Below are 12,915 nucleotides of genomic sequence, written 5' to 3' on the forward strand. Positions count from 1 at the left end.
CAATCAAAAACGCCCCGTTGCAACTTACTGCAACGGGGCGTTTTTATGATGTTTTTATTCTACTGGCCGTGTTGCAGCCACTGCTGGGCGGGCAGCTCTTCGGTAAACACCTGTATCTGGGTGCTGTTGCCGGAGTTTTGGTCGTACTCGGCCAGGCGGGGGCGCAGGATATCGGCGTGGTAAGGCGTGGTGAGGTAGGCAATGCGGCGGGTGGCCCCGGGCAAAGCCGCCTGGAAATCGTGACGGAAATCGTTCAGCACCCAATGCAGGTCGTTGAGGTCGGCCAGGCCCCGGCTGCGCAGATCAATCAGCCAGCGGCCGGACTGCTCCTGCCGGGCCAGCGCCAGGACGGCGGCGTAACCGTCGCGGTGCTCCTGGGAGGTGGCTGGCCGCGTCCAGCGCATAATCAGCAGCTGCAGATCGGGGCGGTAGGAGAGGCGCAGGTAGTCGGAAGTAGCGGGAGCGTACATAGGGCAGACGGGCAAAGGTAGGCAACTTTCGGTGGGGTAGGTGCCAGCAACTACCGAAGTACGGATGAATTTGCGGTGAACCCGCCAGCAAGGCTTACCGCTGAGCTTGCGGCCACGACGGAACAGAAACTGTTGACGGTGGGTTTTGGGGCTTTCGGGGCCGAAAGTGCCGGGTTGGTTGGAACCGGGTTTGCCGTCCGGGCGGTATTTGGTTTCCGGCGTGTAACTTCCGGTCCCGTTTACTCACGTCTATTTCCCTCCGTTCAATGACCCGCAATCAACTACTAGTGCTGGGCCTGGGTGCCTCGCTGGCAATGCAGCCGGCTATGGCCCAGCGAAAGGCCACTACCAAGCCCGCCACCGTTACCAAAGCGCCCACGGCCACGGCCGGCGGCGCCCGCCTCGTGGAGAAAGTCACCCGCAAAGGCTCGGAGCTGGTAATTCCCTACGAAAAGTACGTGCTGCCCAACGGCCTTACCGTCATCGTGGCCGAAGACCATTCTGACCCGCTGGTGCACGTGGACGTGACCTACCACGTGGGTTCGGCCCGGGAGCAGATCGGCAAATCGGGGTTTGCCCACTTCTTTGAGCACATGATGTTCCAGGGCTCCGACCACGTAGCCGACGAGCAGCACTTCAAAACCGTTTCGGCGGCCGGTGGCACGCTCAACGGCAGCACCAATCGGGACCGGACCAACTACTTCGAAACCGTACCCAGCAACCAGCTCGAAACCGCGCTGTGGCTGGAGGCCGACCGCATGGGCTTCCTGCTGGACGCCGTGACCCAGCCCAAGTTCGAGAACCAGCGCAGCACCGTGAAAAACGAGCGGGGCCAGAACTACGACAACCGCCCCTACGGCCTGGCTTCCGAAAACGTGAGCCGCACGCTCTACCCCTACGGCCACCCGTATTCCTGGATGACCATCGGCTACCTCGAAGACCTGGACCGCTCCAACGTCGACGACCTGAAGAACTTCTTCCTGCGCTGGTATGGCCCCAACAACGCCACCCTCACCGTGGGCGGTGATGTGAAGCCGGCCGACGTTATCCGGCTGGCCGAGAAATACTTCGGCCCCATTGCCAAGGGCCCGGCCGTGACGGCCCAGAAGCTGCCCGCCCCCAAGCTGACGCAGGACCGCTACGTGAGCTACAAGGACAACGTGCGCTTCCCCATGCTGCAGATGGTGTTCCCGACGGTTCCCAGCGGCCACCCCGATGAGTTTGCTTTAGATGCGCTGGCCGAAATCATCGGCAGCGGCAAAAACTCGTTGCTGTATAAGAACCTCACCAAAACGCAGCAGGCGGTGCAGGCCCAAGCCTACAACAGCACCTCCGAGCTGGCCGGCGAGTTCACCGTTGTTGCGCTGCCCTTCCCCGGCAAAGGCCTCGATTCGCTGGAAATCAAGGTGCGCAACACGTTCAAGGAGTTTGAGCGCACGGGCGCTACCGCCGAGCAGGTGGGCCGCTACAAAGCCAGCACCGAGGCCCAGATGATTAACGGTCTGGCCAGCGTGCAGGGCAAAGTAAGCCAGTTGGCTGCCAACCAAACCTACTTCGGCAACCCCAACCGCCTGCCCGAGGAGCTGAAGCAGCTGCGCGCCGTAACGCCCGCCGATGTGAACCGCGTGTACAACCAGTACATCAAGGGCAAAAGCGCCGTGGTGCTGAGCGTGGTGCCCAAAAACGGCAGCGTGCCGCCCGTAAAGGCCGATAACTACATGGTATCCAAAGAGGGCTACAAAGCGCCCGACTACGGCTACAACGGCCTGAAATACATAAAGGCCACCGATACCTTTGACCGGAGCAAGCAGCCGACCTCGGGTACCAACCCCGTGGTGCAGGTGCCCGCCGTGTGGCAGGCTTCCTTTGATAACGGCCTGCGCCTGATGGGCACCCGCAACGCTGAAATTCCGACGGCTACCATGCTGCTCACCATCCGGGGCGGCCACCGCCTGGAGCAGAGCATGCCCAACAAGGCCGGTATTGCCTCCCTCACGGCGGCCATGATGAACGAGGGCACCCAGAAGTACACCGGCGAGCAGTTCAGCGCCGAGCTGGAGAAGCTGGGTTCCAGCATCCGCGTGAACACCGGCGACGACAACACCACAGTGTACGTGCAGAGCCTGACCAAGAACCTGCCCGCCACCATGAAGCTGCTGGAGGAGCGCCTGCTGCACCCCCGCTTCGATGAGGCAGACTTCGCGCGCATCAAAAAGCAAACCCTGGAAGGCATTGCCAACCAGAGCACCCAGCCGGTAGTTATTGCCGATAAAACCTTTGCCCGCCTCGTGTACGGGGCCGGCGATATTATGCAGGTAGCCGGCAGCGGCACCACCTCCACGGTAACCAACCTTACCCTGGACGACGTGAAGCAATTCTACCAGCAGAACTACGCCCCCAACGTGAGCTACCTAGTGGCCGTGGGCGACGTGGACCAGGCCGCCCTCACCAACCAGGTGGGCTTCCTGAAAAGCTGGCAGAAAAAGGACGTGAGCCTGCCCGCCGGTATGGCCAGCACCCAGCCCGACAAAACCCGCATCTACTTCGTGAACAAGGACGGAGCGGCGCAGTCGGAAATCCGGGTGGGCTACCTCACCCCGCTTACCTACGATGCCACCGGCGACTATTACCGTGCCTACCTGAGCAACTACCTGCTGGGCGGGGCCTTCAACTCCCGCATCAACCTGAACCTGCGCGAGGATAAGGGCTACACCTACGGGGCCCGCTCGGGCTTCCAGGGCACCCGCTACGTGGGCCCCTACACGGCCCAGGCCGGCGTGCGCGCCGATGCCACTGCCGCCTCGGTGAAGGAGTTCATGAAGGAAATTCAGGGCTACCGCAACGGCATCACCGACGACGAGTTGCAGTTCCTGCAGGCCTCGGTGGGCCAGAGCGACGCGCTCAAGTACGAAACTGGCCAGCAGAAAGCCCTATTCCTGAGCCGTTTGCTGGAGTACGACCTGCCCACCAGCTACGTGCAGCAGCAGAGCGACATCCTGAAAAACCTGAAGAAGGAAGACGTGCAGGGCATCGCCCAGAAATACCTGCCCGCCGACAACATGTACATCGTGGTAGTAGGTGACCGGGCCAAGGCCTTCCCCGGCATTTCGGAGCTGGGCTATGAGGTAGTGGAGCTGGACGCCGACGGCAACCGCCTGACGGCCATGACCCCGGCGGCCCCCGCCGCCACCTCCACGCTCACCCCGCCCCTGGAAGCCGAGAAGATGAAGGTGAAAACCAAGGACGCCGACGGTAAAAAGGAAAAGCGCAAGTCCAAGAAAGACAAGGACGACGCGAAATAGGCTGAACAGCCTGTTGGCACCCGAAACAGGCCCGGTCTGCGCAAGCAGGTCGGGCCGGTTGGCGTTGGTGTACGGCTGACCAAAACTCTAACGCGAAACCTTTGCTGCGCGTTTGGTCCGGCGCCATCCAAAACCGCCCGTAGCGCGAAATAAAGGCTTCGTGCTACGGCCTGCACGGCTCACCTTCGCCCGCCCGGGAACCACTTGCCCCGCCGCCAGTGTAGCCTACATGCAGCCGCCGGGCCGAAATCCGTATCTTTCCCATGCCCGGATTAGGCGGCATTCTTATGGTAGTGGAGCAAGACCCCGCAACGACCCGGGCCCTGGACGACGTACTGGCCCGCCTCGACGCGTTTAAGCGTAAGTTTTACCTGAGCTTGTTGGTGCGCGGCCTCGTGGTGGCCGGTGGCCTCGTGCTCAGCCTGTTTCTGGTGTTCAACCTGCTGGAGTATTTCCTGTACCTGCCCACCTGGGTGCGGGCCGGGCTGCTGTTCGGGTTTGTGGGCGGCCTGCTCTACGCCTTCGGGCGCTGGGTCTGGCAACCCCTGGCCGCCCTCACCCACCTGCGCCGCATGCTGAGTGATGAGCAGGCCGCCCAGCGGGTAGGGGAGCTGTTTCCGGAGGTGCAGGATAAGCTGCTGAACGCGTTGCAGCTGCGCGGGCAGGCCCAGGAAAATGCCTTGCTGGCCGCCAGTCTGGAGCAGCGCGCCGGGCAGCTGCGCGGCGTAGAGTTCAGCCAGGGCATCAATATTCAGGCCCAGACCCGGCCGCTGTGGAAGTACGTGGCCGTGCCCGCCGCCGTGGTGGCGCTGCTGCTGCTCCTCTATCCCAGCCTGTTTGTGCAAGGCACCGAGCGGATTCTGCACTACGACCGAAAGTACAGCCGGCCCGCTCCATTCAAGTTTGTGGTGGAGAACAAGCAGCTTACGGCCTTCAAAGGCGAGGATTTTGCGCTGCACGTCACGGTAGAAGGCGAGGCTCTGCCCAACGAAATCAGCATTGCGTACGAGGGCAAGCAGCGCCGTTTGGTGCGCGAGGCCGCGGGCCGGTTCAGGTTCGATTTCCGCCAGCTGCGCCAGAGCGTACCGTTTCAGCTGTCGGCAGCCGGCTTCTCGTCTTCGGAGTACAACCTGAAAGTGAAGGAGCGGCCCAACCTGCGCGATTTTGCCGTGCGGGTATCCTACCCGGCCTACCTGGGCAAGCCCGCCGAAACCATCCGTAACACCGGTAACCTCACCGTGCCCGAAGGCTCCGACCTGCGTTGGGAGTTCCAGACCGAAGCCACCGACCAGCTCCAGCTCAAATTCCGCAACCCCGACGAAACCCTGACCGCCACGCCCGATGACGAGCAGTTTCTGCTCAGTCGCCGGGCCCTGCGCAGCCAGCCGTACTCGGTGCACCTGCTCAACGCCGTGAGCCCCAACCGGGACCCCATCGAGTACCAGATTACCGTTATTCCCGACCAAGTGCCGGAGGTGGCTTTGGAGAGCTTCCAGGACACCACTTCTCAGCGTTACCTAGCCCTGGGCGGCACGATCCGCGACGATTATGGCTTCTCGCGCCTGCAGCTGCACTACCGGGTGCTGAGCAAGGCGCGGCCCAACGCTGCGTACCAGGCGAAAGCCATGCCCCTGGGCAGCGGCCCCAGTCAAAGCTACGCTTACCAGTGGGACACCCGCGCCCTGAACCTGCGCCCCGGCGACCGGCTGGAGTACTTCGTGCAGGCCTGGGACAACGACGGTGTGCACGGCCCCAAAGCCGGCCGAAGCCGCACTGCTGAGTTCCGCCTGCCCAGCCGCAGTGAGCAGCACCAGCAGCTGGCCTCCCAGAGCCAGGCCGTGCAAAGTCAGCTCAGCCAGGCCGCCCAGCAAAGCAAGAAGATGGAGCGGGAGCTGGCCAAGGCCGAGGACAAGCTGAAGGTGAAGCGCGACCTGAACTTCCAGGACCGCAAGCAGCTCAAGGATATGCTCGACCAGAAGCAGCAGATGGACCAAGCCTTGGACGAGCTGAAGCGCCAGTTTGAGCAGCTCCAGGAGCAGCAAAACCAGCTGGACCCGCAGAAGAATGAGCAGCTGGCCGAGAAAGCCAAGGAGCTGCAGAAGCTGATGGAAACCCTGCTGGACCCCGAAACCAAGAAGCTTTACGAGGAGCTGCAGAAACTCCTGGACCAGCAGAAGGACCAGAACCAGCCCGATATGCAGAAGCTGCTGCAACAGCTGGAAAACAAGGAAAATACCCTGCAGAAAGAGCTGGAGCGCGCCCTCGAAATGTTCAAGCAGCTGCAGTTTGAGCAGAAGCAGGACCAAGCCCTGGAAAAGCTCCAGCAGCTGGCCCAGGAGCAGCAGAAGCTGGCCGAGGAAACCCAGAAAAACGACAAGCAGAACCCCGACAATAAATCATCGAACGAGCAGCAAAAAGCCAAAAATGAGCAGCTGAAGGACCAGCAAGCCGAGCAGCAGCAGAAGTTTGACGAGCTGAAGCAGTACCTCAAGGACATGAAGGAGCTGGACAAGCAGCTTGACGACCAGAACGGGGCCGATGAGATGAAGCAGGACCAGCAGCAGGTGGACGAGCAGCAGCAGCAGAGCCAGGAGCAGCTGGGTAAAAACCAGAACCAGAAAGCCAGCCAGAGCCAGCAGCAGGCCGCTCAGAAGATGCAGCAGATGGCCCAGAAGATGCAGCAACAGCAGGAACAGGAAGAATCGGACCAGCAGCAGCAGAACATCGACGACCTGCGCGACATCCTGGAAAACCTGCTCAAGCTCAGCTTCGACCAGGAAAACCTGATGAAGCAGTTCCGGCAGGTGGACCAGAGTGACCCGCGCTTTGTGCAGCTCGGCCAGACCCAGCGCAAGCTCAAGGACGACGCCCGCGTGGTGCAGGACTCCCTATATGCCCTGGCCAAGCGCGTGTTCCAGATCAAGAGCTTTGTGACCCGGGAGGTGGGCGAGATGAACGGCCGCATGGACGAGAGCCTCGACCAGATCCGGCAGCGCAACGTGGGCCGCGCCACCAGCTCCCAGCAGCTGGCCATGACCAGCATGAACAACCTGGCCCTGATGCTGAATGATGCCCTGCAGCAAATGCAGCAGCAGCAGCGCGAAAGTCAGCAGCAACAGCAGCAGGGCGGCGGTAAATCGGGCAAGAAAAAGAAGAAGGGCAGCAGCGCCGGCGAGGGCCAGATGGGCCGCATGCAGCAGCAGCTCAACCAGCAGATTCAGCAGCTCCAGCAAAGTGGCAAAACCGGCCGGGCCCTCTCCGAGGAGCTGGCCAAGCTGGCCGGGCAGCAACAAATGCTACGTCAGGCCATGCAGGACCTGGAGCGCATGCAGCAGAAAGGCGGTGGCAAACCCGGCTCCAACAAAGACGGCAAAGGCCAGGACGGCGCCGGCGGCCTCGGCGACGTGAAAAAAATGATGGAACAAACCGAAACCGACCTCGTAAACAAGCGGCTGACGGAGCAAACCATTATGCGCCAGCGCCAAATCCTCACTCGTTTACTGGAAGCCGAGAAATCGGCTCGGGAGCGGGACCAGGAAGAGAAGCGCGAAGCGCAGACGGCCCAAACCCGTCCGCCGGTGTTTCCGCCAGCGTTTCAGCAATATAAACGCCAGCAAACCCGGCAAACAGAGTTGCTCCGGAGCGTACCGCCTACCCTCACTCCGTACTACCAACGGGAGGTGAGTGAATATTTTCAGAAAATGAAATAGCGTTCCGCTAATTTTACCCCCTTACCCGCTGCCCCTTCTTTTCCCCTTCTATGAAGCAGGTCAAAATTCAGATTCCTTCCCTCGTTGAAAATATCCGCGTTGTAGAAAGCTTTATCGACAACTCGAAGGATACCTTCCACATCGACGACGACATCTACGGCAACATCATGGTGGCCGTCACGGAGGCCGTCAACAACGCCATCCGCCACGGCAACAAGTTCGATAAGGACAAGAATGTGTTCCTGTCGCTGTTCGTGGAGCCTGACCGGGTGAAGTTTGAAATTGAAGACGAGGGCACGGGCTTCGACTACACCAACCTCTCGGATCCTACTGCCCCCGAAAACCTGGAAAACCCTGGTGGCCGCGGCATATTCCTGATTCGCCATTTGGCCGATGAGGTTGATTTTCAGAAGGACGGCCGTCATGTGCAGCTCACGTTCATGCTGCCTACGCCCTCAGAAGATGAGTCGTCATCTACCTCAGCCATCAACGGTACTGCTGCGGCCCTTTAACTTTATTTCTTGTTTGTCAGCATGAGCGACCTGCCTACCGAGCACAATGAATTTGAAGACGAGGATGATTTCGGCTCCGAAAGTCACGGCATCGAATTCATTGTGGAAGAAGTGGAGTTTGAGCTGGCCGACGCGCAGGATTTAACCTCCTGGATTGAGCGCGTAGCCGAGGTACACGAGCACGAAATTGTGCAGCTCACCTACATCTTCTGCTCCGACGAGTACCTGCATAAGGTAAACGTGGAGTACCTCGACCACGACACCTACACCGACGTCATCACCTTCGACAATGCCGACGATGCTGATATCATTGAGGGTGACATCTTCGTTTCGGTGGAGCGAGTGCGCGAAAATGCCGTTATCCACGGCGTTACCTTCCGCGACGAGCTGCACCGTGTGATGATTCACGGTGTGCTGCACTTGCTCGGGTATGCTGATAAGGACCTGCTCAGCCAGACCGCCATGCGCAAAAAGGAAGACGACTGCCTGCTACTGCGCACGTTCTAGACTGCGCTGATCTGATACATGAAAACGCCCGCCATCCGGTGGGCGTTTTTTGTTGAAAGGATGGTTGCACAATGTAGAGACGCAATATTTTGCGTCTCGGCGTTGGACGACCGTAACCACGCTGCTTAAACAACGTCAGCAACGATGAGACGCAAAATATTGCGTCTCTACACCGTTCAACATCATACCTCGGCTTCGCTCAGCATGACGTTCTTTGTATCCCAGCTATTCCACTATGTCCGCTACTCCGCAACCTATCCGCATTATTCCCGGCCCGGCGCTGGATTACTACCTGGGCCAGGGCTACTACCGCATGCACCAAGACCTATTTACCTGTCGGTTCCTACCCATTGAGGGCGAACTGCACACGGTGCACTGGCTGCGGCTGGAATTGGCCCGCATGCACTACGGCCCCGAGCAGCGCCGCCTGTTGCGGGTAGCCGAGCGGTTTACGGTGCGGCGGCGCCCATTCCAGCTGACGCCCGAGTTGGAGCAGCTGTACGCCGCTTACCGCCAGTCCATCACCTTCGATGCGCCGCCCACGGTGGAAGCGTTTCTGCTGGCCGGCTCCCCGAACAACGTGTTCAGCACAGAGGTACTGGAAATCCGGGATGGGGCGCGGCTGGTGGCGGCGGGTATTTTCGATAACGGGGCCCGCACGCTGGCCGGCATCATGAACTTCTACCACCCCGAGTACCGCAAATTCAGCCTCGGCAAAGTGCTGATGCTGCTGAAGCTGGAACACGCCCGCGCCCTGGGCCACTTCTACTACTACCCCGGCTATGTGGTCCACAACTACCCCAAGTTCGACTACAAGCTGTTCCCGTGCCCGGCCGCTACGGAGGTGTTCGACTGCCTGACCGGGCAGTGGCTGTCGTTTTCCTGGCCGGAAGTACACCGCCAAGCGGCCGAACTGATGACTGATTGGAACGAGAACGACTTCGCGCCTGACGACGAAGCGTAAGTGCCGGGCCGCGCAAAAACGCGCCGCGCTGCGTATCTTTGCCCACGTTTTGAGCGTGTTGCGTGAGGCGTTCGGCCACGGTTTTCCTGACAAAGCGCCTGCCATCTGCGGGCGTTTTCTGTTTAGCCACTGCGCGAACTTTCCCCCTGGGGTAGGCTGTTTCCTGCAAACGGTCCGTGCACCGCAGCAAAAGTCAGCCGAATTAGCTGGCCGCTAGTCACACTCCGCTCAAACCGCTCAGTTGGTTTAAATCCGCGAATTCATGTTTCAGCAAGAAGAGTACGATGTCATTGTAGTAGGAGCCGGGCACGCCGGCTGCGAGGCTGCCGCCGCGGCCGCCAACATGGGCTCTAAGGTCCTGCTGGTGACGATGAACATGAACACCATTGCCCAGATGTCGTGCAACCCGGCCATGGGCGGGGTGGCCAAGGGCCAGATTGTGCGGGAGGTAGACGCGCTGGGCGGTCAGTCGGGCCTCATCACCGACAAAACCATGATTCAGTTCCGGATGCTGAACCGCTCCAAAGGCCCCGCCATGTGGAGCCCCCGGGCGCAGTCGGACCGCATGCGCTTTGCCGAGGAGTGGCGCATGACCCTGGAACAAACCCTGAACGTGGATTTCTGGCAGGAGGCCGTAACCGGCATTGTAGTGGAAAACGACACGGTTGTGGGCGTGAAAACCCAGCTCGGTATTGAGTTTCGGGGCAAGTCGGTGGTACTCACCAACGGCACCTTCCTGAACGGCCTCATCCATATTGGCGAAAAGCAGTTTGGCGGCGGCCGCGCGGCCGAGAAAGGCAGCACCGGCATCACGGAGCAGCTGAAGGAGTTAGGTTTCGAAGCCGGCCGCATGAAAACCGGTACCCCGCCCCGTGTGGACGGCCGCAGCCTCGACTACTCCAAGATGGAAGAGCAGGCCGGCGACGAAGTACCCAGCAAGTTCTCCTACCTCGATACGCCCGCGCTAGTGAAACAGCGCCCCTGCTACATCACCTACACCAACTCCGAGGTCCACGAAATCCTGAAAGAAGGTTTCGAGAAGTCGCCGATGTTCCAGGGCCGCATCAAGGGTCTGGGGCCACGCTATTGCCCTTCGGTAGAGGATAAAATCAACCGCTTCGCCGACAAGGACCGCCACCAGATTTTCGTGGAGCCTGAGGGTTGGAGCACGGTGGAAGTGTACGTGAACGGTTTTTCGAGCAGCCTGCCCGAAGACGTGCAATACCGCGCCCTGCGCAAGATTGCCGGCTTCGAAAACGCGAAGATGTTCCGCCCCGGCTACGCCATTGAGTACGACTTCTTCCCGCCGACCCAACTGCAGCTCACCCTGGAAACCAAGCGCATCCAGAACTTGTACTTTGCGGGCCAGATCAACGGCACCACCGGCTACGAGGAAGCCGCCTGCCAGGGCCTGATGGCCGGCATCAACGCCCACAACAAGGTGCACGGCAAGGAACCGTTCATCCTGAAGCGGAGCGAAGCCTACATCGGCGTGCTCATCGACGACCTCGTGAACAAAGGTACCGACGAGCCCTACCGCATGTTCACGAGCCGGGCCGAACACCGCCTCCTGTTGCGCCAGGACAACGCCGACCTGCGCCTGACCCCGCTTGGGTATGCCCTGGGTCTGGCCTCGGAGGAGCGCATGCAGCTGGTGCGCGAAAAGGAGCAGCAGACCCAGGCCGTAGCTAAGCTGCTGAAGAATTTCGGCATTGAGCCCCAGGAAATCAACGGCTGGCTCACGGAAATCGGCTCGGCCGTTATCAGCGAGAAAACCCGCGCCGTGAACCTACTGCGCCGCCCCGGCATTGAGCTACCGGCTTTGGCCCGCGTGCTGCCCGAGCTCACCCTGGCCCTGGCCCCATACCGCCCCGACGCGCTGGAGCAGGCCGAAATTCTGGTGAAGTACGAGGCCTACCTGGAGAAGGAGCACCAGCAGGCCGCCCGCGTGCAGGAGCTGGAAAACTTCGTGATTCAGGGCCGCCTCGACTACACCGCCATGCCTGCCCTCTCGCACGAAGCCCGCGAAAAGCTGCTCAAGATTCAGCCTGAAACCCTGGGTCAGGCCTCCCGCATCAGCGGCGTGAGCCCCGCCGACGTGTCGGTGCTGATGGTGTACCTGGGACGATAGTGGTTGTCATCCTGAGCAACCAGCACGTCATTCCGAGCGGAGCGAGAAATCTCGCCCGAGGCTAGCTGTCATTCCGAGTGCAGCGAGGAATGACGTGCTTGGTCAATGGCGTTTCTACTACCAAAACCGGCCGCAGATTCTTTCGGATTCTGCGGCCGGTTTGGTTTTGTATCTTCGTCCGGCTATTGATTCCTTTAGTAGCTTGGTTGTCGCAATCTGCGAAATCAAACTAATCAGCGAGCATCTGTGATTTACGAGCGTTTGGAGAAGTGCCCGGTGTGTGGCAAAACGGAGTTCCGCAACAAGCTGGTCGTCGAGGACAAGTCGGTTAGCAAGGAGAGCTTCGCCATTCAGCAGTGCGTGGCCTGCTCGTTCCAGTTCACCAACCCCCGCCCCGACGAAGCCCACATCGGCCGCTACTACGAGTCGGAGGAGTACGTGTCACACAACAGCGGGGCAGGGGGGATGATCAACCAGGCCTATAAGGTGGCCCGGTTTTTCACCATGCGCCGCAAGGTAGCTCTGCTGAATAAGCGGGCTAAAAAGGGCCGGTTGCTGGATTACGGCTGCGGCACGGGACACTTTCTGGCTGCGGCCAAAAGCAACGGCTGGCAGGTGGCCGGCTGGGAGCCCAATGCCCGCGCCCGGGAGGAGGCCAGCCAGCGGGTAGGGCAGCCCATTGGGGTGGAAAGCCTGGTGCAGTTTCAGCCGGCCAGCTTTGATGCCATTACGCTCTGGCACGTGCTGGAACACGTTCATACCCTGAACGAAACCCTGCAGCAGCTCATCCGCCTGTTGAAGCCCGACGGCATCCTGATGATTGCCGTGCCCAACGTGGACAGCCTCGACGCCCAGCACTACCGCCAGGACTGGGCCGCCTACGATGTACCGCGCCACCTCTACCACTTCACCCCCAAAACCATGACCCAGCTGCTCAAAAAGCACAAGATGCAGGTGGAGGAAGTGCTGCCCATGCCCCTGGATGCCTACTACGTGAGTATGCTCAGCGAGAAGCACCGGGCCGAGCGGGGCGGCGGCATGCTTACAGTGCTGAAGGCGGGCTACAAATCCAACCAGTACGCGGCCCAGCACGAAGGGCAGTACAGCAGCCTGATTTACGTGGCCCATAAGCGGCCGGCAGCAGGGTAGGAGGGTAGGAGGGTAGGAGGGAGGCTACTACGCTGCTACTGAAAAAGTTGTCATTCCGGGTCAGGCATGAAAGCCGAAGGCTACCGCAGGGTACTTCCGGATTTTCTGCTTCACCCGGAATGACAGGTTTAGGCCCTTGCCGCGTTACACCGCGTACCTTAGGAGTTCGG

The 12,915-nt window shown here is 60.5% G+C and carries 8 protein-coding genes; 7 read left to right on the top strand and 1 reads right to left on the bottom strand.

Annotated features, from left to right (window positions below):
- Window positions 1-59 precede the first annotated feature (59 nt).
- Entirely contained in the window at window positions 60-470 is a 411-nt protein-coding gene (locus ROI90_RS17260) for a hypothetical protein (RefSeq protein ID WP_315999606.1), read from the bottom strand.
- Between the two features lie 266 nt (window positions 471-736).
- Here ROI90_RS17260 and ROI90_RS17265 point away from each other — a divergent pair, with 266 nt between their 5' ends.
- The 7 genes from ROI90_RS17265 (at window position 737) to ROI90_RS17295 (ending at window position 12,745) form a co-directional block, all read left to right on the top strand.
- On the top strand, window positions 737-3,772 hold the full coding sequence (locus ROI90_RS17265; protein WP_315999607.1) for a M16 family metallopeptidase: 3,036 nt from the start codon (window positions 737-739) through the stop codon (window positions 3,770-3,772).
- A gap of 263 nt (window positions 3,773-4,035) precedes the next feature.
- Entirely contained in the window at window positions 4,036-7,482 is a 3,447-nt protein-coding gene (locus ROI90_RS17270) for a DUF4175 family protein (RefSeq protein WP_315999608.1), read from the top strand.
- Window positions 7,483-7,532: 50 nt separating this feature from the next.
- Complete coding sequence (locus ROI90_RS17275; RefSeq protein ID WP_315999609.1) at window positions 7,533-7,994, top strand: ATP-binding protein; 462 nt, start codon at window positions 7,533-7,535, stop codon at window positions 7,992-7,994.
- A 21-nt stretch (window positions 7,995-8,015) separates the two neighbouring features.
- Window positions 8,016-8,501: an rRNA maturation RNase YbeY gene (gene ybeY, locus ROI90_RS17280; protein ID WP_315999610.1), complete on the top strand. Its 486-nt coding sequence runs from the start codon at window positions 8,016-8,018 to the stop codon at window positions 8,499-8,501.
- A 235-nt stretch (window positions 8,502-8,736) separates the two neighbouring features.
- Window positions 8,737-9,465, top strand: coding sequence for a GNAT family N-acetyltransferase (locus ROI90_RS17285; protein WP_315999611.1), 729 nt, complete (start codon window positions 8,737-8,739; stop codon window positions 9,463-9,465).
- 262 nt (window positions 9,466-9,727) lie between these two features.
- Window positions 9,728-11,596 carry a tRNA uridine-5-carboxymethylaminomethyl(34) synthesis enzyme MnmG gene (gene mnmG / locus ROI90_RS17290; protein WP_315999612.1) on the top strand — a complete coding sequence of 623 codons (1,869 nt, stop codon included), beginning with the start codon at window positions 9,728-9,730 and terminating at the stop codon, window positions 11,594-11,596.
- 246 nt (window positions 11,597-11,842) lie between these two features.
- Window positions 11,843-12,745, top strand: coding sequence for a class I SAM-dependent methyltransferase (locus tag ROI90_RS17295; protein WP_315999613.1), 903 nt, complete (start codon window positions 11,843-11,845; stop codon window positions 12,743-12,745).
- Window positions 12,746-12,915: the final 170 nt, after the last annotated feature.

The sequence above is a fragment of the Hymenobacter endophyticus genome (assembly GCF_032464715.1).
In the GTDB taxonomy this organism is placed as follows: domain Bacteria; phylum Bacteroidota; class Bacteroidia; order Cytophagales; family Hymenobacteraceae; genus Hymenobacter; species Hymenobacter endophyticus.

Excerpts from the sequence above, each read along its gene's own strand:
- ROI90_RS17265 (WP_315999607.1), top strand. The coding sequence starts at position 737 with ATGACCCGCAATCAACTACTAGTGCTGGGCCTGGGTGCCTCGCTGGCA.
- ybeY (WP_315999610.1), top strand. The coding sequence starts at position 8,016 with ATGAGCGACCTGCCTACCGAGCACAATGAATTTGAAGACGAGGATGAT.
- ROI90_RS17270 (WP_315999608.1), top strand. The coding sequence starts at position 4,036 with ATGCCCGGATTAGGCGGCATTCTTATGGTAGTGGAGCAAGACCCCGCA.
- mnmG (WP_315999612.1), top strand. The coding sequence starts at position 9,728 with ATGTTTCAGCAAGAAGAGTACGATGTCATTGTAGTAGGAGCCGGGCAC.
- ROI90_RS17275 (WP_315999609.1), top strand. The coding sequence starts at position 7,533 with ATGAAGCAGGTCAAAATTCAGATTCCTTCCCTCGTTGAAAATATCCGC.
- ROI90_RS17285 (WP_315999611.1), top strand. The coding sequence starts at position 8,737 with ATGTCCGCTACTCCGCAACCTATCCGCATTATTCCCGGCCCGGCGCTG.
- ROI90_RS17260 (WP_315999606.1), bottom strand. The coding sequence starts at position 470 with ATGTACGCTCCCGCTACTTCCGACTACCTGCGCCTCTCCTACCGCCCC.